23 protein-coding genes and 1 tRNA gene are annotated in these 17495 nt (G+C 70.5%); 17 read left to right on the top strand and 7 right to left on the bottom strand.

Annotated elements, in window-relative coordinates:
• From AC6CCG_RS03685 to AC6CCG_RS03645, 9 genes are read left to right on the top strand one after another with little or no spacing between them, the layout of a single operon-like run.
• Positions 1-1953: a hypothetical protein gene (locus AC6CCG_RS03685; RefSeq protein ID WP_496653090.1), complete on the top strand. Its 1953-nt coding sequence runs from the start codon at positions 1-3 to the stop codon at positions 1951-1953.
• A 10-nt stretch (positions 1954-1963) separates the two neighbouring features.
• A complete protein-coding gene (locus tag AC6CCG_RS03680) occupies positions 1964-3730 on the top strand; it encodes a right-handed parallel beta-helix repeat-containing protein (protein WP_496653089.1) in 1767 nt (588 codons plus the stop codon).
• Positions 3712-3945, top strand: a complete 234-nt coding sequence (locus AC6CCG_RS03675) for a hypothetical protein (RefSeq protein WP_496653088.1) — start codon at positions 3712-3714, stop codon at positions 3943-3945. The genes AC6CCG_RS03680 and AC6CCG_RS03675 overlap by 19 nt, the downstream gene beginning before the upstream one ends.
• Entirely contained in the window at positions 3942-4385 is a 444-nt protein-coding gene (locus AC6CCG_RS03670; protein WP_496653087.1) for a hypothetical protein, read from the top strand. The genes AC6CCG_RS03675 and AC6CCG_RS03670 overlap by 4 nt, the downstream gene beginning before the upstream one ends.
• Positions 4355-4630 carry a hypothetical protein gene (locus AC6CCG_RS03665; protein ID WP_496653086.1) on the top strand — a complete coding sequence of 92 codons (276 nt, stop codon included), beginning with the start codon at positions 4355-4357 and terminating at the stop codon, positions 4628-4630. Before AC6CCG_RS03670 ends, AC6CCG_RS03665 begins: the two co-directional genes overlap by 31 nt.
• Positions 4599-5459, top strand: coding sequence for a hypothetical protein (locus AC6CCG_RS03660; protein ID WP_496653085.1), 861 nt, complete (start codon positions 4599-4601; stop codon positions 5457-5459). Before AC6CCG_RS03665 ends, AC6CCG_RS03660 begins: the two co-directional genes overlap by 32 nt.
• Positions 5456-5647, top strand: coding sequence for a hypothetical protein (locus tag AC6CCG_RS03655; RefSeq protein ID WP_496653084.1), 192 nt, complete (start codon positions 5456-5458; stop codon positions 5645-5647). Before AC6CCG_RS03660 ends, AC6CCG_RS03655 begins: the two co-directional genes overlap by 4 nt.
• Positions 5644-6279: a VldE C-terminal domain-containing protein gene (locus AC6CCG_RS03650; protein WP_496653083.1), complete on the top strand. Its 636-nt coding sequence runs from the start codon at positions 5644-5646 to the stop codon at positions 6277-6279. The genes AC6CCG_RS03655 and AC6CCG_RS03650 overlap by 4 nt, the downstream gene beginning before the upstream one ends.
• 5 nt (positions 6280-6284) lie before the next feature.
• Entirely contained in the window at positions 6285-6548 is a 264-nt protein-coding gene (locus AC6CCG_RS03645; RefSeq protein WP_496653082.1) for a hypothetical protein, read from the top strand.
• A 33-nt stretch (positions 6549-6581) separates the two neighbouring features.
• Here the strand turns inward: AC6CCG_RS03645 and AC6CCG_RS03640 are convergent, their stop codons facing one another.
• The gene (locus tag AC6CCG_RS03640; RefSeq protein WP_496653081.1) at positions 6582-6884 is read right to left on the bottom strand and encodes a hypothetical protein; all 303 of its coding nucleotides are present in this window, start codon (positions 6882-6884) and stop codon (positions 6582-6584) included.
• 55 nt (positions 6885-6939) lie between these two features.
• On the opposite strand from AC6CCG_RS03640, the gene AC6CCG_RS03635 reads away from it, so the two are divergent.
• The gene (locus tag AC6CCG_RS03635; RefSeq protein WP_496653080.1) at positions 6940-7107 is read left to right on the top strand and encodes a hypothetical protein; all 168 of its coding nucleotides are present in this window, start codon (positions 6940-6942) and stop codon (positions 7105-7107) included.
• Here the strand turns inward: AC6CCG_RS03635 and AC6CCG_RS03630 are convergent.
• Both AC6CCG_RS03630 and AC6CCG_RS03625 read right to left on the bottom strand, forming a co-directional pair.
• Positions 7104-7289, bottom strand: a complete 186-nt coding sequence (locus AC6CCG_RS03630) for a hypothetical protein (protein WP_496653079.1) — start codon at positions 7287-7289, stop codon at positions 7104-7106. The genes AC6CCG_RS03635 and AC6CCG_RS03630 overlap by 4 nt on opposite strands.
• Positions 7286-7492 carry a hypothetical protein gene (locus AC6CCG_RS03625; RefSeq protein ID WP_496653078.1) on the bottom strand — a complete coding sequence of 69 codons (207 nt, stop codon included), beginning with the start codon at positions 7490-7492 and terminating at the stop codon, positions 7286-7288. Before AC6CCG_RS03625 ends, AC6CCG_RS03630 begins: the two co-directional genes overlap by 4 nt.
• A gap of 157 nt (positions 7493-7649) precedes the next feature.
• On the opposite strand from AC6CCG_RS03625, the gene AC6CCG_RS03620 reads away from it, so the two are divergent.
• On the top strand, positions 7650-8834 hold the full coding sequence (locus AC6CCG_RS03620; RefSeq protein WP_496653077.1) for a helix-turn-helix domain-containing protein: 1185 nt from the start codon (positions 7650-7652) through the stop codon (positions 8832-8834).
• Positions 8835-8995: 161 nt separating this feature from the next.
• Here AC6CCG_RS03620 and AC6CCG_RS03615 read toward each other — a convergent pair whose 3' ends face one another.
• The gene (locus AC6CCG_RS03615) at positions 8996-9799 is read right to left on the bottom strand and encodes a hypothetical protein (RefSeq protein ID WP_496653076.1); all 804 of its coding nucleotides are present in this window, start codon (positions 9797-9799) and stop codon (positions 8996-8998) included.
• A gap of 194 nt (positions 9800-9993) precedes the next feature.
• On the bottom strand, positions 9994-10419 hold the full coding sequence (locus tag AC6CCG_RS03610; protein WP_496653075.1) for an Imm1 family immunity protein: 426 nt from the start codon (positions 10417-10419) through the stop codon (positions 9994-9996).
• A gap of 503 nt (positions 10420-10922) precedes the next feature.
• On the opposite strand from AC6CCG_RS03610, the gene AC6CCG_RS03605 reads away from it, so the two are divergent.
• The 5 genes from AC6CCG_RS03605 (at position 10923) to AC6CCG_RS03585 (ending at position 15731) form a co-directional block, all read left to right on the top strand.
• The gene (locus AC6CCG_RS03605) at positions 10923-12155 is read left to right on the top strand and encodes a hypothetical protein (RefSeq protein WP_496653074.1); all 1233 of its coding nucleotides are present in this window, start codon (positions 10923-10925) and stop codon (positions 12153-12155) included.
• Positions 12152-12982 (top strand): type 1 glutamine amidotransferase, encoded by an 831-nt coding sequence (locus AC6CCG_RS03600; RefSeq protein WP_496653073.1) that lies wholly within the window; start codon positions 12152-12154, stop codon positions 12980-12982. Before AC6CCG_RS03605 ends, AC6CCG_RS03600 begins: the two co-directional genes overlap by 4 nt.
• 2 nt (positions 12983-12984) lie before the next feature.
• Positions 12985-13680: a lysoplasmalogenase gene (locus AC6CCG_RS03595; RefSeq protein ID WP_496653072.1), complete on the top strand. Its 696-nt coding sequence runs from the start codon at positions 12985-12987 to the stop codon at positions 13678-13680.
• Entirely contained in the window at positions 13670-15229 is a 1560-nt protein-coding gene (locus tag AC6CCG_RS03590; RefSeq protein ID WP_496653071.1) for a phytoene desaturase family protein, read from the top strand. The genes AC6CCG_RS03595 and AC6CCG_RS03590 overlap by 11 nt, the downstream gene beginning before the upstream one ends.
• 88 nt (positions 15230-15317) lie before the next feature.
• The gene (locus AC6CCG_RS03585; RefSeq protein ID WP_496653070.1) at positions 15318-15731 is read left to right on the top strand and encodes a phospholipase A2 family protein; all 414 of its coding nucleotides are present in this window, start codon (positions 15318-15320) and stop codon (positions 15729-15731) included.
• Here AC6CCG_RS03585 and AC6CCG_RS03580 read toward each other — a convergent pair.
• The gene (locus AC6CCG_RS03580; RefSeq protein ID WP_496653069.1) at positions 15692-16498 is read right to left on the bottom strand and encodes a hypothetical protein; all 807 of its coding nucleotides are present in this window, start codon (positions 16496-16498) and stop codon (positions 15692-15694) included. The genes AC6CCG_RS03585 and AC6CCG_RS03580 overlap by 40 nt on opposite strands.
• Before the next feature lie 128 nt (positions 16499-16626).
• Between AC6CCG_RS03580 and AC6CCG_RS03575 the strand changes: the two genes are divergently transcribed.
• Positions 16627-16699: transfer RNA gene (locus AC6CCG_RS03575), tRNA-Lys, on the top strand.
• A 60-nt stretch (positions 16700-16759) separates the two neighbouring features.
• On the opposite strand, the gene AC6CCG_RS03570 is transcribed toward AC6CCG_RS03575, so the two are convergent.
• Positions 16760-17413, bottom strand: a complete 654-nt coding sequence (locus tag AC6CCG_RS03570; RefSeq protein ID WP_496653068.1) for a hypothetical protein — start codon at positions 17411-17413, stop codon at positions 16760-16762.
• Positions 17414-17495 lie beyond the last annotated feature (82 nt).

The following is a 17495-nucleotide window of genomic DNA, read 5'->3' as shown; positions in this document are numbered from 1 at the left end:
ATGGCGATGATCTTGTACGGCTTCACCCCGGGCGACGTCATGCAGGACCCGGCCGGGAACATCAAGCCCGGCACGGTCGCCACCGTTTACGGCTCGGTGCTCGACTCGTCGCCGTACACAGCGACGTTCGCGGTTGTGCCGCCGCTCACCCCAGGCGACGCGACCGGCGGCCAGGTCACCGCGAACAGCCTCGGCCGGTTCGCCTGGTTCGCCGAAGATCAGACCGCCACACTGTGGCTGGAGATCGACGGCGTCCGGTGGCCGGTCAACCCGACCTTTACCAAGCAGATCGTGCAGGTCGAGACCAGCGTCGCGCTCGCCGAGTTGCAGGTCCAGGTCGACGCGATGCTCGCGGCCGCGCAGGAAGACATCGACGCGGCCGTCGTCACCGCGAACGAGGCGAAGGCGATCGCGCAGCAGGTCGAGCTCGCGGTGAACGTGAAGACCGCGGGCGCCGTCGGCAACGGGATCGCCGACGACACCGCCGCGTTCGTCGCGATCGCGTCGGCCGGCCGGAGCGGCTACGTGCCCACCGGCACGTACAAGATCACCGCCGCGTCGACCGACCTGCCCGACGGCCGGTTCTTCGGCGAGGGCCAGCTGGTGTTCACCGGCGCCGGGATGGACGGCGAGATCCAGCGGCTCGACCGGTGGGTCCCGCAGCCGATCAACTCGCAGATGATCGGCGACGGCCACCGCAACATCGTGATCTTGGGCCAGGGCGCGGCGCTGAACGCCGGCGACGAGTCCGGCGCGAACGTCGCGGTCGGCACCAACGCGCTGATGAACCCGAGCAAGTCGCAGCGCAACACCGCGATCGGGTCCGGCGCCGGGAAGATGCTCGGCGACTACGACCGGCCCGGCGTGACCGAGACCAACGGCAACGCCCGCCGCAACGTGTGGGTCGGCACCGACGCCGGCATGTTCTCCGTCTGGGCCGACCGGAACACGTTCGTCGGGTCCAACGCCGGGAAGTGGGCCGGCGACCCGGACCCGCTGGCCCACCAGCACGACTTCTTCGAGGGCAACCCGGCGTACAGCCTGGCCGGGATCGACGCGGCCGACCGGTGGCCGACGGCCCGGGCCGACCTGGTCGGCACGCCGAGCTCGCCGGCGCAGGTCGCGGTGAACGAGAACGACAACGCCGACAACGTCGGCCTCGGCAGGAACTCGCTGCTGCACGCGGTGAAGTCCAGCCAGTGCGTCGCGGCCGGCACGAACGCGCTCGCGCATGGCTTCCTGGTCCGGTCCTCCACGGCGATCGGTGACGGCGCTCTCCGCGACGGACTGAAGGCCAGCTTCAACACCGCGCTCGGCGCGTCGGCGATGCTCCAGATGGCGTCCGGCAACTACAACGTGGCGCTCGGCAACAACGCGCTCCGGCTCGCCACCCACACCGACGGCCACGTCGCCATCGGGTACGGAGCGCTGGAGAACTTCACCGGCGGCGTCGTCGCGCCGACGGCGAGCACGAACCGACGCAACATCGCAATCGGGTACGGCGCTGCCAATACCCGGATCTCCGGTACCGAGGGCATCGCCATCGGCCCGTACGCCAACATCACCAACTACAACAACGCGATCGCGATCGGTCCTGCCGCCGAGGCCGTCACCAACGCCACCGCGCTCGGCCACACCGCGAAGGCGAACGGCGCGTCCAGCGTCGCGCTCGGCATCAACGCGCTCACCACGCACACCAGCTCGGTCGCGATCGGGCCCAACGCGACAACCAGCGCGAACAACCAGATCCAGCTCGGCGCGGCCGGGTCGAACGTCGTCGCAGCCGGCGCGATCACCGCGGGTGGCTTCGTCCGGACCGCGACCTACGCCAGCGGTAGCCGGCCGTCCGCTTCGACCGCCGGGGCCGGAGCGATGATCTACGACTCCACCCTCGGCAAACCGCTCTGGTCCAACGGAACCGCGTGGCGCGACGCCACCGGCGCCGCCGTCTGAGGGAGGGATCGTGTCCGAGAGTCCTGTCCAGTTCGCCCGCGGCCCGGTCACCGTCTGGGAAGGTTCACCGCTCGTTCCGCTCGACGGGCAGATGGTCCTGGCTCGGCACGGTGACGGCACCGTCGAGGCCCGGGTCGGTGACGGCGTCGCCACCTGGCCCGGGCTGCCCCAGCTGGGTGGTGCCGGCGCAGCGGTCTCGGCCCGGCTAGACCGGGCCGGGGTCGACGCGATCGCCCGCGGCGCTGTCGCCGACGGCGTCACCGACTGCACCTCCATCCTGCAGGGGCTGCTCGACAACTTCGACACCGTGCTGCTGCCGCCCGGCACCTATCTGATCTCCGGCAGCCTCCGGCTGAAGGCCGGCCAGACCCTGGCCGGGATGGGCCGGGACCGATCGATCATCCGGGCAGCCCTGTCGATGCCGAACAACCTGAACCTTATCCAGTCCGCGAACACGCTCACCGACGGCACCGAGCACACGACCTACCTGACCGGGATCACGATCCGCGACCTGACCGTCGACGGCCGCGGCCACGACCGGCCGTTCACCGTGCCGAACGACACCCACGGATCGAACATCCGCCTGTCGACCGTCCGCGACTCCAAGATCATCAACGTCCGCTCGATCAACGGCTACCTGCACTGCATCGACGTGTGCGCATCGCAGTACCAGCCGACCTACCTGCCCGGCGAGGACGGTGACGTCAACTACGTCGTGCCGGGCCCGTCGCAGCGGGTGATCATCTCCGGCTGCTACGCCGCCGACAGCGTGCGGGACGACCCGATCACCTGCCACGACTCGTCCGACCTGCTGATCGAGCAGTGCGTGGTCGAACGCACCCGGCCGCTCAACTCGGGTGATCAACACGGCATCGAGATCGACGAGGGCTGCTACCGGGTCGCCGTCGTCGACTGCACCGTGTACGACCACAACGCCGGATTCCAGGTCAAGGGCCACACCCAGACCGCGCCGGCCCGCGACGTGACCCTGATCCGGTGCCGGGCGTTCAGGTGCCGCACCAGCTTCCACATCTTCCACGCCAACCCGTCAACCCTGCCGGTCGGCAAGATCAGCTGGGCGAAGAACGTCGCGCTGCTCGACTGCGAATCGATCGACCCCGAACCGAAGTCGGTCGAGCCGTCCGACACCGTGATCGAGGGTGTCGCCGTCTCCGGCTACCGCAACGTCCAGATCCGCAACCTGGTGCTGCGCGGCGGGTCCGGCGAGTACGCCAACGACATTGTGCTCGACTTCGGCTGCGACGACATCCTGATCGACGGCGTCTACGCGATCGGAGTCTGCGCCACCGACACGGGCACCGGCCGCGGGTTCATCACCACCGCCTCGGCGTACGGGCAGGGCAGCAATCGGGTCACCGTCCGGAACGTCGTTGTCGAGGGCACTCTCGCGATCCCTGTGTTCCGGGCCACCGGGGCCGGAACCGCCGTCGAGCTCGACGGGATCACAGCGACCGGGTCGGCCGGCCCGATGATCTACCTCGGCACGCTGAAGGCGGGGGATGCGATCTCGCGGCTCGCGGCGTCCGGCTACGCGGCCGAGCTCCAGATCGCCGCGCCCGCGGCAGCCGCCGGATCGTTCACCGGGCTACAGGTCCTGCCCGGCTACCAGCCAGTCATGGTCGGCACGGCCGCGCCGGAGGGAGCGGTCGCGGCGCCGCCGGGCACCAGCTACACCCGAACCGGTGGCGGCGCCGGCACGACCCGCTACCTGAAGCAGACCGGGGTCGGCAACACCGGATGGGCGTCGGTCACGTGACGCCCGCCGAGCTCCGCACGGCCGGGATCGCCGCGATCGGCAGCAAGACCGGCGCGGCCGCGATCGACGCGCTGATCACCGCCGGCCTGTTCCCCACCGACACCGACGAACGCTGCACGAAGGTGATCGCCGATCAGACCCTCGACGGGATCCGAACCGTGCAGTGGCAGTACGAGCACCGGCACGTCACCGCGTGGAAGACCGGCCAGGGATGAACACGCCGACGCCGATCCCGACCGACCGCCAGACCAACCCGATCGCCTGGCTGGCCCAGATCACCGGGTTCGCCCTCGCCGGCGAGATGATCGGCAGGCTGTTCGGTCTGCTGAACCGTTCCCCGTCCCGCGTGACCCCGTTCGAGGCGGTCGCCTCCTGGTCGATGCCCTTCCTGATCTTGGGCGCGCTGTTGATCATCACCACTCACTGGACCCGCAGCGATGAGCGGTGGCGCATGACGATCGGCATCGTCGGCCACCTGGTCGGGTTCGTCTTCTCGATCAACTTCTTCGGCACGCTCATCGCCGGAGTCGTGATCGGCACAACGTCGGGGATCACCGCGCCGCCGTTCCTGTTCCTGGCCGCCGTGCACGGAGTCCTCGTCTACCACTGCGTAAGGAGGGCGAAGTGGAGTCGGGTTTCATCGCGGGGCTTGTGACCGCAGTCGGTGCCGCGATCGGCGGCGTGATCCTCGCGGTCGCCGCGCTGCGGCGGGCGAACGCCCCCTACAGCAACGCGATGATCTTGCTCCAGCGGACCTGGGACTGGTTCGAAACCGGAACCATCCTCGGGAATCCGATCCTCCCGCACGTTCCTCCGTCTCTGAAGCGGTCGTTCGAAACCATGCTCCGCCACAACGAGAAGGCCAACGATGAAGATGACGATCAGACGACTGTCGTTTAAGTCGCAGATGTTGCTGGCGATAGGCCTGCTCGGGGTCTCGCTGGTGATCATGTTCGCGGTCAACGCCGCGATGGTCAACAACCTCGGCAACCTCAGCAAGGAGAACGCCGCCCGGGCCGCTGAACGGGACGCGGTCGTGCGGCAGCTGGTCGAGGACGGCAACCGGGCCCGTGAAGCGGCCGAGGAGGCGAACGCGAAGCTCGCCCGGGCGGGCGAGGCCACGGTCCCCGTCCCTCCGGCTCCGACCCCGCCGCCAGCCCCGCCGACGCCTACCGCCGGCGCGGTCGCCCCGATTCCCGGCAAGGACGGGCGTGACGGCCGGGATGCTCAGCCGCCCAGCCTCGAGCAGATCGGCGTCGCCGTGGCGGCGTTCTGCCGCGACAACGGCGGCTGCCGGGGACCGTCCGGCCGGCCCGGTACGCCGGGCAAGGACGGCAAGAACGTGACCGCCGAGCAGGCCGCGCTGGCGATCGCCGGCTACTGCGACGCGAACGGCCAGTGCCGCGGCGAGAAGGGCGACACGGGCGACCAGGGACCCGGGCCGTCCGACGCGCAGATCGCCGCCGGCGTGGCCGCGTACTGCGCTGACGGGGCGTGCCGCGGTGAGCCGGGCAAGGACGGCCATGACGGGAAGGACGGCAAGGACGGCGCACCCGGCAAGGACGGCCGCGGCATCGCCGATACCGAGTGCGTCGACGGCCGCTGGCGCATCACCTACACCGACGGCACCACCGACGAGGACGCCGGCGCCTGCGCACCGCAGCCCGGACCCACCACCACGATCACCGTCACCCCGACGGAGGAACCCACCCAGGAGGAATCACCATGACCGACCCGACCGACGAGGTCCGCCCGGAGCTCGACGAGATCGAGAACGAGCCCGGCGCCGACGGCGCGCCGCTGGACGAGGACTACGACCACGACCCAGAGCCCGGCGAGGACGAGGACGACTCGGACGACGACGCCGAGGGCGAAGGCGTCGGAGTCGATGACGCCGAGGAGGACCAACCGGCATGAGCAAGGAGTCCGCTCTCTCCACGCTGGGCAAGGTCACCAGCCCGACCCGCGACAAAGCCGAGGAGCTGTGGGACGTCGCCGCAGCCGCCGGCTACAAGATGACCCGACTCTGGGGCATCGGCACCCGGGGATCCGAGCATCCGACCGGCCGGGCCCTGGACCTGATGATCACCGGCTCGGCTGGAGGCAAGGCGGCAGGCGACTTCCTCGCCGCCTACCTCTGGACGAACCGGAAGCGCCTCGGCGTGAAGTGGATCATCTGGAACCGGACGATCCGCTCGACCAGCCCGGGCAAGCCGTCGACCGCGCAGCCGTACCACGGCGATAACCCGCACACGGACCACGTGCACGTCTTCTTCGCCACGGGTGCCTACGTCGCCCCGCCGACGGGCGCGGGCGGTGGCGGCGGCGAGAAGCCGGCCGGCGATGGCATCCCCGGCGTCTGGGAGGTCGATCCGGACAAGGTCTCCACGTTCCTGTGGGGCCTGAAGCGCGGCACCCGGAAGAACATCAAGGCGAAGCCGGGCCGGGACATCACGGTGATCAAGCAGGTCACCGACAAGCGCCGGACCTGGCTGGTCACGGCCCACGACAACTGGTTCGCCAAGGCGTACCTGCGCCGGAAGAAGTGATGATCATGACCGAACCGACGCCGCCGGCGGAGACCGCCGACGACACCAAGCGCGACGCCCTCCACCGGGCGGTCCGCACCTTCCTGCAGGGCCTGCTGACCGACCTGCTGATCGCCGCGGTGGTGTTCCTGTACCCGGTGATCACGAACGCCGAGACTGTCGCCACGATCCAGTGGGGAGCGGTCGGCCTCGCGCTGGCCAAGACCGCACTGGTGACGATCTTGAGCTACCTGATGCGGGTGCTGAAGATCAGCCCACAGACGACCTGACCACCGGATCCTGGAGCGACACCGCCCCCACCCTCATACCGAGGGTGGGGGCGTTTCGTCATGCCTACGTACGTCTGCGGCCGGAAGCCAGACCCTGGCGCGGCGCGGGTCGTGGAGCTCGACCAGGGCGACCGGCCGTACCCACTTCGTGGCGTACCCGCGGATCCACTCCTCGGTGCCGTCGGACCACACCACCCGGGCCTCGACCTCGACGCGGCCCATCTCGGGGAGGTAGCGGGCGGTCTGGCCGGGCGGCCATTCCTCGTTCGCCACGTCGGGCTCGTTCTTCGGGGCCAGCTGCTCCCACCACGCCGGCGTGCGTCCGTACCCACCCATGACCCGAGTATCGAACGATTGTTCGAAACGGTCAACGTCTGGCAAAGTTCACCGCATGAAGGTGATCGCCCGGATCCGCAAGACCGACACCGACCCGGCCGAGATCGACGAGGTCGAAGCCGAGGCCGCCGACTACGACGAGGCCCGCGAACTCGCCCGGGCGAAGATCCCGGACGGCTGGGACCTGATCGCGTTCGTCGTGCCCGAACACCACCCTGACTAGCGCGGGTCCCACCGGCCGCCGGCCAGCCCATGATCATCGAGCCACCGCTCGAGGGTCTCGCGGGCATCCTTCTCGGCGGCGAGCGCGCCGGGACTGCGCTGCCGCGACCGGGCCGTCTCCCAGGCCGCGTGCAACAGGCTCGCCGTGCTCTCGGCGGTGCGCGGCGTCGGTGCGTCGGTCATGGCGTCAGGACACCCCACAGCTGCTCACACGGGATGGTCGCCAGGTCGTCGCTGACCTCCGTATCGAGCTTGATCGTCAGCCCGGGGAAGCGGCGGCCGATCGCCGCGGCGTACTCCTCGGCGGCCGCGGCGTCGGCCCGGTAGTTGTGCAGCAGGTGCGGCCCGAACCACAGCTGTACGCGCAGCTGTGACGCGACCGACACGGCAGGCTCCGGCGGACCTGTAACAATGGGGATCGACCGAGACCCCGCCGCAGAAATGTGGACCATGGATCCGACCCTGCGCCCCACCGACCCCGACCAGCCAGGGGTTACCGTCGCCTCGTCCGAACGGGCGACAGGTAACCCCCCGCCCGCCCGCATGACCTTCGGTGACCAGCTGCGCGAGTTCCGCAACAGCCGGGGCATGTCCCTCGCCACGCTGGCCCAGCTGGCCGCGTACAACAAGGGCTACATCTCCAACGTCGAGCGCGGGAACAAGCCGCCCAACGAGCGGTTCGCCCGGGCCGTCGACCGGGCCCTCGGCGCCGGCGGGCTCCTGGTCGCCGCCGAGCACATGGACCAGGCCGCAAAGCACGACACCCAGCCGTGGCAGACCGCCGAACTCCTCGGCCGGATCCAGGCCTCCGACACCGCGCCCGGCACGCTCGACGCGCTGCAGGCGACCGTCTCCGAGCTGTGCTGCCAGTACCCCTACCGCAACGCCGCCCAGCTGCGGGCCGAGGCGCAGGGCTGGCTGCAGCACGTCGGCCGGCTCGTCCGGAAGCCGGTCGGCCTGCGCGAGCACACCGAGCTGCTGGTCTCGGCCGGGTGGCTGGCGCTGCTGATCGGCTGCCTGGAGTACGACCTCGGCATGAGGACCGCGGCCGAGACGACCCGCCGCGCCGCCCGCTCGATCGGCGACGAGGCAGGCAACAGCGAGATCGTCGGCTGGTCGTGGGAGATGGCCGCCTGGTACGCCCTGACCCAGGGCCGCTACCAGGACGTGATCACCGCCGCAGAGGCCGGCCGGGCCGCCGACCGCGGCCATAGCGTGCACGTCCAGCTGATCGCCCAGCAGGCCAAGGCACAGGCCCGGATCGGCGACCCGAACCTGGTCCAGTCCCTCGACCTCGGCCGCGAGATCCTCGCCCGCCTCCCCCGGCCGGAACGGACCGACCACCACTTCGTCGTCGACCCGGCCAAGTGGGACTTCTACGCCATGGACGCGTTCCGGATCGCCGGCCAGGACGACCTGGCCGAGCAGCACGCCCGCGAGGTCCTCGCCGCCGGGCGCCGGCCGGACGGCACCGAGCAGTCACCGATGCGGATGGCCGAGGCCCGGATCACCCTCGGCACCGTCGCCGCCCGGGCCGGCGACCTCGAGCAGGCCGCGACGCTCGGGACCGCGGCGCTCAGTACCGAGCGGGTGTCGCTGCCGTCGCTGGTCCTCGTCGCGAGCGAACTCGACGACGAGCTGCAGCAGCGGTTCCCGGCCGAGCCCGCGACCGGCGGGTTCCGGGACCTGCTCCGCGGCATCCGGGCCGCCCATTCGTCCAGCGTCTGACGTTCTGGGACGGAGCAGAGACGGAGCAGGCGGGACAAGTTCCCTAGTCAGGCGACGTTCACATGGAATCCGGCTTACCGACCGGCTCGTCCCCCACCCCCCCTTTTTCGCCGACCGGTCAGAAAAGCAGGCGTTCTGGCGGCGTGTCGCTGCACAACTGACTACTCGATCTCAGGAGCTCGTACGGCGTCGCCGACCAGGCCGGGCTCGACCACGAGATCATGGATCTCCGATCGCGGGTCGGTCACGGCCACCGCCACGAATCCGGTCTCGGTGCGCCGGAACAGGCTCCCGGCGGACTCGCGGAGATGGTCCGCGATCAACAGGTGTCCCGACCCGGCCAGACTCGCATGGATCGCCCGCAGCGCGACCCGGATCTGATCATCGGTGAAGTAGACCGGGCGGAGCAGGTTGCCGACCTTGATCACGTCGGCCGGTTCCGCCAGCGGTACGAAGACGTCGTGCTCGGCCCAGGTCACCCTCGGGTCCCGGTCGAGGATCGCTCGGGCTTCGGGATTCAGCATCAGGATCTCGGACCGTGGCCGGCGTGCCGCGGCGGCCAGGATCGGGGCCAGCGCCCTCGCCATCCAGGGCGCCATCTGCGGCCACGCGACGACTCTGCGGCCGGCGACGACCACGCCGAGACCGTCCCGGAACAGAATCGTCCAGCCGCCGTATTTCGCGGCCTCGATCCGGACGAACCGGTCAGTGATCAGGTACGAGGCGAACCGGTCGCCGAGCCGGTCGATCAGATCGACCGCCGTACTCCCGTCACTGGCACCCATCTCGACGATCCTGGCGCCGTCGAGCGGGACGTGGTCCAGCAGCAGTTGATCAGCCGCCGTCTGGCGTCCGCGCCAGGTGATCTTGGCCGTCCCGCCGAGGTGGATGTTGAACATGGCCCGCTCGAACTGCTGCCAGGTCACGCCGGGATCGGTGATGACGGCCGGGTTGTCGACGAACATTCGTCGAGCTACCCCCCCCCCGCTGCAAAGACGCCGGCCAGCCGTCAGCCGCCAGCCGAAACGGCACCCGCTTGTCCCGGCCCCCACGACCAGTGATCATTCCGCACGCCCCCACGCTCAAAGGTGGAAGGATGCTATTCCGGACCGCGGTGCTCGCGCGGCGATTACGCGAAAATCACCCGGGCGGCGGCACCTCAGCCGGGCCAGGGCCGCCACTCGACGCCGGTCGGCCGGTCACCGCCGTTGATCATGAAGTCCTTCACCGCGGCTCGGACCAGGTCGACCGGGACCAGGGAGTCGGCCGGCCATTCCTCGTCCTTGCCCAGGTGGTAGTACTCGACCGGCGGTTGGTCCGACACGGCGCCCGCCGCGTACCAGGTGCCGTCGTGACCGTCGATCGGGCCGCCGTACAGGATGCCGCCGTTCTTGCAGAGCGCCGCGATCCGGAGCTCGTGATCCGGCAGTCCGCTCGGCAGGGTCTTTCGGTCCGGACAGGTCAGCGAGGCGACCGAGTAGTCGGCGCCGGCCCGGACCATGCTGTCGATCATTGCGTCCACGTCGTCGTCTGTCGACAGGATCGACGCCGCACCGTGCTGCCACCATGCTTCGACCATGATCATCCTCCCGCACTGGATGTACTTCAGGACAGCCGAACGTACCGGTCCCCGGTCGCACCCCCGACCGGAAAGCCGGCAAGCTCCCGTCCCAACCCGCCTGCCGGCGTCTGACCGCATCGTCCGTCAGCATCCATGGTCCCCTATCTGCGCCAGCAGGTCACCCCGCCGAGCGCTGCTGATATCAACTCGGGACCTCGGCACGCGTACGACGGCACCCCAACGTGGCCGTTGCCCGAGGGTGGAACTTCGCGCCGACGAGACCCGGCGCTGGGTTCCACGTTGTCCGCGTGGTGAGTCGCGAGCACGTTGTCCACAGTGCCGGCGCACTCCAGCGACAGCCGGGGACGAAGGCTTCGCCCCTGGTCAGGGCCATTTCCTAGGGGACTTGAGCCGATCCTGAGCCGCAGCAGGCCCAGTTCGGTCCGCGTCCGATTGATGGATCGGCAACAATAGGGCCCATGTCCAGGGGGCCGGAAGGCAAACGGACCACAGCAGCGCATCGGGGGGTGCCCGCGACCGCTGCATCGTCGCGCGCCCGCTTCGGAGTGGCGTCCCTGGCCGGCCGCGTCGCTGCTGCGGCGAGCCGGATCACCCGCCAGGACGGTGCCGCGCTGCGTGGCCAGGTGATCCGCCGGGTCGACCCGGCCGCGCTCTCCCGGGTGGTCCGCCGCCAGCCCTGGGTCCTGGTCGTCGGGCAGTACGGGACCACGGTGCTGTCCAGCCTGCTGGTGGCGGCGGTACGGGCCTCGCACGGCACCCACGAACGACCGCTCGCGCAGACCGAGGCCGACGACGGGCTGGACGGGGTGGTCGCCACACTGACCGATCGCGTGGTCCCGGAACTGGCCGTCCTCGCCACCCGGCCCGACGACGCGGTGGAACTGCTCTCGACCGGCGACCTGCCGCGGGCCATCGTGCTGGTGAACAGTTCGGGCGTGGCCCCGAACGAGCGCTACGCCCAGGCCCGCCGATTACGCGCGGCGATCGACCGGATCCATGCGGTGGTCCCGGTGATCGCCGACGCCGACGACCCGATGACGGTGCTGGCTGCCGGGTCCGCCCGGAGGACGATCTGGGTTCGCGGCACCAGGACGTACCATGATCAACTCCTGTGTCCGGGCTGCGGTTCGATCCTGACCTGGAACACCGATGATCATCCCGGCTGGAGCTGCCCGCGGCGCGACTACCGGCAGCCCGAGCCGGACTACCTCGTGCAGGACGGCAAGATCACCGACGCCGAGGGTCAGGTCTGGGATCCCCGATTACCGCTGCCGGGCCGGTTGATCATCGATCAGGCCTGCTTCGCCCTGGCCACGGCGGGAACGCTGGGCATCAACGCCGGTACGGTCTTCGTCGGCATGCGCCAGTGTGACGACGCGCTCGGCCGGTTCGCTCCGATCAAGCTCGGCGAGACGATGGCGCGGCTGATCGTCGCCCGCCACCCCGCGGAGTTCACCGACGCCCTTTCCATGATCGAGAACCCTACCGTGATCATGGCCACCGACGATAGCGAACTGCCCTGGCTTTGGGACTGCGATCCGGCTCCGCTGGCCGGCCGGACCATGATCGCCACCGGTCCGCGCGCCCCGGACGTCGCGGTACGGCTCGGGCACGCCGGCCTGGACTGCCGGGACGTCCCGGAGCTGGCCGCCGCCCTCGCCGGGCACCGCCGCGGTGCCGACGTGATCGCAACCCCGGGCGCGTTCCGGGCCCTGCTCCGGCTCGGCGGCCGATCATGAACCAGACACCCGGCGAGGAAGTCGGGATCGTCGTGGTCTACCCCGACCTGCTCCGGGCTCCCGGTGACGCCGGCAACGCGGAGGTGCTGGCCCGTCGGCTCGCGTGGCGCGGCTTCCGGCCCCGGCTGCGGCTGATCGGCCATGATCAGCCGGTGCCGGACGACGCCCGGCTGTACCTGATCGGCGGCGCGGAGGGCCCGGCCCAGGTCGCTGCCGTCCAGTTGCTGGCCGCCGACGGCCGGCTGGCCCGGGCCGCCACCGGCGGGGCCCTGGTGTTCGCGACCGGCGGCGGCTATCAACTGCTGGGCCGTTCCTTCCCGGCGCCCGACGGTGCCCGGATCGACGGCCTCGGACTGCTCGACATCGAGACGGTTCCGGGCCCGGAACCCGCGCGCGGCGAGGTGGTCGGACGCCTGCATCTGCTGGCCGGCAACCGGATCGCGGCGGACCGGAAGGGAGCGGAGCGGCCGAAGGCCGAGGAGACGCATCCGCCGGAGCCCGGACTGGACGCCGACCAGGCCGCGTCGGATCCGCAGATCCTGACCGGCTACGAAGATCATTCCGGGCTGACCCATCTCGGGCCGGGCGCCGATCCGCTGGCGATGATCAGCGTCGGCTCCGGCAACTGCGGCGACGGCACCGAGGGCGCCGTGACCGGGTCGGTGGTCGGGACCAACCTGCAGGGCCCGGTGCTGGCCCGCAACCCGGGCCTGGCCGACCGGATCCTCGGTCTGGCGCTGGACCGTTCCCTGCGTTCTCTGGTCCGTACTGACGTCGATGAGCTCCGTCGTCGGCGTATCCTGGCGGCCATGAGGACGACCCACTGATCATGACGATACGGAACGGCCTTGCGGGAGCCGCCCGGCGCTCGATCCTGCCCACGTTGGCCACCAAGCTCTGGTTCGGGGCCTTCCTGATCATGAGCGTCGCCGACGTGGCGGCCGAGTTCGCCGAAGCGAAGACGCTGACCCGGATCCTGATCTTCTTCCCGATGCCGCTGCTCTTCGGCTACGTCCTGGCCCGGGTCCGACCGGCCGGGGCGCTGGTCCGCTGGTTGCTCGCCGCGATCGTGTTCTCCTGGCTCGGCGACGCGTTCGGCCAGCAGGTGATCGTCAAGATCGCCTTCTTCGCGGTGGCCCAGATCTGTTACCTGGTGGCGTTCCTGCCGTTCTGGCGGAACAGCGTGGTTCGCAGGCCCCAGTTCCTGATCTTGTACGCGATCGCGACCGTCGCCATGATCGTCTTCCTGATCCCGTACGCGGGGAATCTGGCGATCCCGGTGATCGGCTACGCCCTGCTGGTCGGCACCATGGCGGTGCTGGCGACCGGACTGGGCCGGCTCGGGGTGATCGGCGGGTTGCTGTTCTTCGTCTCCGACACGATCCTGGCCCTGATGCTGTTCGTGCCGAGCATGGCCTTTCCCACCCAGGGCGCCTGGGTGATGATCACCTACCTCGGCGCGCAGGCGGTGCTGGCCATCGCGGTCCTGGCCCGGGTGCCGGCCGAGGCGTACCGTGCCGGCTGACCCGGACGTCGCCGTCATCGGCGGCGGCCACAACGCGGGCGTCGCGGCGGCCTATCTCGCCCGCGCCGGGCTGCGGGTGGTCGTCTGCGAGGCGCGGGACCGGTTCGGCGGGGCGGTCGCGAGCGAACCCGTCTTCCCCGGCGTCGCGGCCGACCTGTCCAGGTTCTCCTACCTGGTCTCGTTGCTGCCCGACCGGATCGTCGCCGACCTCGGCCTCCGGATCGAGTTGCGGTCGCGGCCGGTCGCCTCGTACACGCCGGTCGGCGACGACGGCATCCTCGTCGAACGACCGGAGGGCGACGAGACGGCGGTGTCGTTCGCGCGGCTGGCCGGCAGCGCCGACTACCCGGCCTGGGGCGAGTTCCATGATCAGCTCGGGGCGGTGGCGGCCGCGATCGCGCCGACCCTGACCGAGCCGCTGCCGGTGGTCGACGACGTCCGCGCCCTGATCGACCCAGCACTCTGGAGCGGTTTGGTGGAGCGGCCGCTGGACGAGCTGTTGCGGGAGCGCTTCGGCAGCGATGTGGTCCGCGGCATCGTCGCGACCGACGCCCTGATCGGCACCGACACCCGGCTGGACGACCCGACACTGCGGCAGAACCGCTGCTTCCTCTACCACGTGATCGGCAACGGCACCGGCGAGTGGCGGGTCCCGGTCGGCGGCATGGGCGTCGTCGCGGCCGAGATCGAGCGCGCCGCCCGCGACGCCGGCGCCGAACTGCGGCTCGGCACCCGGGTCGAGGCGGTCCGCGAGGACGGCGACGATCGCGTGCTCGAGTTGGCCGACGGGACCGAACTCCGCGCCGGACTGGTGCTGGCCAACTGTGCGCCGGCCGTGCTGGACCGGCTGCGCGGCCGTACGCCCGCCGAGGAGGCCGAGGGTACCCAGATCAAGATCAACATGGTGCTGCGCCGGCTGCCCCGGCTGCGGTCCGGCCGCGATCCCGAGCAGGCGTTCGCGGGCACCCTGCACCTGCACCAGTCCCTCACCGAGCTCGCCCGAGCCGCGGACGAGGCCGCGGCCGGCCGGATCCCGGAGCCGCTGCCCTGCGAGGTCTACTGCCACACGCTGACCGACCGCTCGATCCTCGGTGACGGACTGGCCGCCGCCGGCTGGCACACCCTGACCCTGTTCGGGCTGCACACCCCGGCCCGACTCTTCCGCACCGATCCCGAGGGAACCCGGGACCGGGTCCGTGACGCGGCGCTGCGCAGCCTGCAGCACGCGCTGGCCGAGCCGCTGGAGGACTGCCTCGCCACCGACGCGAACGGCCGGCCCTGTGTCGAGGCGATGAGCCCGCTCGACATCGAGGCCGAGCTCGGCATGCCCGGCGGCCAGATCTTCCACGGCGACCTGTCCTGGCCGTGGCTGGCCGGGCCGGACGCTCCCCGTACCGCTGCCGAACGGTGGGGCGTGGCCACCGACGATCCCCGGATCCTGCTCTGCGGCTCAGGCGCCGTCCGAGGCGGCGCGGTCAGCGGGATCGCCGGTCACAACGCCGCTCAAGCCGTCCTCGAGCTCCTTGATCACGGGGCCGAGGATAAATAAATGATCTTTCTGTACAAGCGGGCGCACGGTCGGCCAGCATCGGTACCAGGAGGCCACCTCCCGGTGGCTGCGGACCGAGGAGCCTGCCATGAAGATCGCCGTCCGACTCATCCTCGGGGCCGTACTGGCCCTGTTCATCGTCCCCGCCCTCGGCATCACGCCGGCCGCGGCCGCCGATGCCAAGCACATCAGCATTCCGTCGAACTACGTCTACAACCCGAACACGAAGCACCAGCGCACGCTGCACGACTACTGCACCAAGTCCCCTGACTCGTTCCCGACGCCGGGCAAGAACGCCGACTTCCGCGGTCCGTGCGCCCGGCACGACATGTGCATCCAGTACAAGCAGAAGAAGCGCAGCTCCTGCGACTCCGATCTGCTGCGCAACATGTCGAGCGAGTGCCGCTACACGTACAAGTGGTACGACCCGCGGCGCGGCGCCTGCCTCGACACCGCGAAGGTCTACTGGGCCGTCGTCCGGGTGAAGACCGTCTTCTCCTGATCTTGATCTTGACCCCCCACCGCCCCGGCCGGGTCGGAATCGGCAGTGACCGGTTCCGGCTCGGCCGGGTCTTTCATGATCAAGAACTCGCCGACCAGCCCGCGGACACAGATGCCGAACAGCGTCCACCTGCCGGCCGCCGCCTCGTCGTCCTCGTCGACGATCACGTCCGGATGCGCGAGCCCCTCCAGCGCGTGCAGGCCGAACCCTTCACCGAGCGCCGCCATCGCCTCGGCGAACTGCTCGAGCGTGTACGGCCGGCGCAGCCGGTAGCCGAACCGGTCCAGCACCCGCCGGTAGAAGGCCATGAACTCGGCCACCGACTCGGCGTGCCGCTCCCGGCTGGCGTCCCGCAACCCGTCACAGGCCTGCGCCGTCGCCCGGACCGCGAGGGCGAGCAGGAAGAGCCGCGAGGAGCGGGAGCCGCCCGCGGTCGCCGCGGTGAACGTCGCCACGTGCCTGGCGGACGCGATCCGGATCACCTCGTCCAGGCTCGACCCGGCCTCCAGCAACGCCCCGACCGCCCGCTCGGTGCTCTCCACCGGCGCGTCCTGCCGCCAACGCACGACCGCCGCCGCCAGGTCGCGCTGGAAGTCCTCCTGGTCGGCCCAGAGCCGGTACGCGGCGCCCGTGGTCAGCCCGGTCCGCCGTACCACCTCCTGCAGCCTGATATGGGCCACCCCGTTGGCCACTCCCCGCTCGAGCAGCAGCTCCTTGGCCGTCTCCAACAACAGGGCCTGGGTCTCCGCACCGGATCGGCGTGGCATCTCGACACCTCCTGGCTCACCCTCCGCAGGGTGCTGATCGTAGTGATCGCCGTCCACCCGGGCCCGGAACGGCGCCGTCCGATTCCGATTTCGCGACTCCGCCCCACCTTTGCTACAGTCATCCCCGCGCGCCATTAGCTCAATTGGCAGAGCAAGTGACTCTTAATCACTGGGTTCGGGGTTCGAGTCCCTGATGGCGCACCGAAAGGCCCCCGGCCGGAGCGATCCGGCCGGGGGTTTCGGCTTGTCAGAGCCCGGTTCTCAGTCGTCGTACGTGTCGCAGGCACCGACCGCGTCGTAGCCGTACACGCGGGCGAACCAGCAGACCTCGTCGCCGGGCTGGTCGTCGACCTCGGCGGCCGGGACGCCCTCGAAGACCGGGATGTCACCGGGAGGCCAGTCCGGGTAGAAGAAGGACGGCACCGTGGCGCCGTTCACGGTGAGCCGGCCACCGAGGTCGGTCGGGTCGTAGCAGCGGATGGTCGCGTCGCCGAGGAAGCGGGTCACGTTCGGATCGCTGACGGCGAAGCGCTCGAGGTCGGAGCGGAGGCCGACGCAGTCGCCGGAGCCGGCGGCCGGGGTCGGGGTGATCAGGCAGCCGGGCGCCTCGGCGGCGGACAGGGTGGCGTCGACGGTTACGGTGCCCGCGCCGCTCGACGTGGTGGTCTGCTTGACCTGCTGACCGTTCACCAGGAACCGCAGGGTGAAGTCGGTCGGCGCGGTGCAGTCCAGCGTGCCGGTCCCGGCGAACGGTGCCGTGCTGGCTTCGCCGCCGTTCAGGTCGATCGCCGCCGCGACGCAGTTCGTCGGGTCCGCGGCCGGCTTTGCCTGGGCGGCCGTCACCGGCAGGACTCCTACCAGCACGGCTGCCAGCGCTCCGACGAGCGCGGAGATGATCTTGATCCGACGCACCATGCCTCCCACAGGTCGGGAGCCTGGATCCGGTTGAGTGACCGGAATCGAGCCGACTTTCGCGTCACCGGTGCCCAACGGGCGA

The organism is Microlunatus sp. YIM B11417, assembly GCF_059617205.1.
This window is presented reverse-complemented; position numbering and strand designations above follow the sequence as displayed.

Bases quoted from the DNA above. Each gene is read 5' to 3' on its own strand.
- AC6CCG_RS03620 (WP_496653077.1), top strand. From the start codon at position 7,650: ATGACCTTCGGTGACCAGCTGCGCGAGTTCCGCAACAGCCGGGGCATG.
- AC6CCG_RS03600 (WP_496653073.1), top strand. From the start codon at position 12,152: ATGAACCAGACACCCGGCGAGGAAGTCGGGATCGTCGTGGTCTACCCC.
- AC6CCG_RS03610 (WP_496653075.1), bottom strand. From the start codon at position 10,419: ATGATCATGGTCGAAGCATGGTGGCAGCACGGTGCGGCGTCGATCCTG.
- AC6CCG_RS03580 (WP_496653069.1), bottom strand. From the start codon at position 16,498: ATGCCACGCCGATCCGGTGCGGAGACCCAGGCCCTGTTGTTGGAGACG.
- AC6CCG_RS03670 (WP_496653087.1), top strand. From the start codon at position 3,942: ATGAACACGCCGACGCCGATCCCGACCGACCGCCAGACCAACCCGATC.
- AC6CCG_RS03685 (WP_496653090.1), top strand. From the start codon at position 1: ATGGCGATGATCTTGTACGGCTTCACCCCGGGCGACGTCATGCAGGAC.
- AC6CCG_RS03630 (WP_496653079.1), bottom strand. From the start codon at position 7,289: ATGACCGACGCACCGACGCCGCGCACCGCCGAGAGCACGGCGAGCCTG.
- AC6CCG_RS03585 (WP_496653070.1), top strand. From the start codon at position 15,318: ATGAAGATCGCCGTCCGACTCATCCTCGGGGCCGTACTGGCCCTGTTC.
- AC6CCG_RS03595 (WP_496653072.1), top strand. From the start codon at position 12,985: ATGACGATACGGAACGGCCTTGCGGGAGCCGCCCGGCGCTCGATCCTG.
- AC6CCG_RS03650 (WP_496653083.1), top strand. From the start codon at position 5,644: ATGAGCAAGGAGTCCGCTCTCTCCACGCTGGGCAAGGTCACCAGCCCG.
- AC6CCG_RS03635 (WP_496653080.1), top strand. From the start codon at position 6,940: ATGAAGGTGATCGCCCGGATCCGCAAGACCGACACCGACCCGGCCGAG.
- AC6CCG_RS03655 (WP_496653084.1), top strand. From the start codon at position 5,456: ATGACCGACCCGACCGACGAGGTCCGCCCGGAGCTCGACGAGATCGAG.
- AC6CCG_RS03570 (WP_496653068.1), bottom strand. From the start codon at position 17,413: ATGGTGCGTCGGATCAAGATCATCTCCGCGCTCGTCGGAGCGCTGGCA.
- AC6CCG_RS03645 (WP_496653082.1), top strand. From the start codon at position 6,285: ATGACCGAACCGACGCCGCCGGCGGAGACCGCCGACGACACCAAGCGC.
- AC6CCG_RS03660 (WP_496653085.1), top strand. From the start codon at position 4,599: ATGAAGATGACGATCAGACGACTGTCGTTTAAGTCGCAGATGTTGCTG.
- AC6CCG_RS03615 (WP_496653076.1), bottom strand. From the start codon at position 9,799: ATGTTCGTCGACAACCCGGCCGTCATCACCGATCCCGGCGTGACCTGG.
- AC6CCG_RS03640 (WP_496653081.1), bottom strand. From the start codon at position 6,884: ATGGGTGGGTACGGACGCACGCCGGCGTGGTGGGAGCAGCTGGCCCCG.
- AC6CCG_RS03675 (WP_496653088.1), top strand. From the start codon at position 3,712: ATGGGCGTCGGTCACGTGACGCCCGCCGAGCTCCGCACGGCCGGGATC.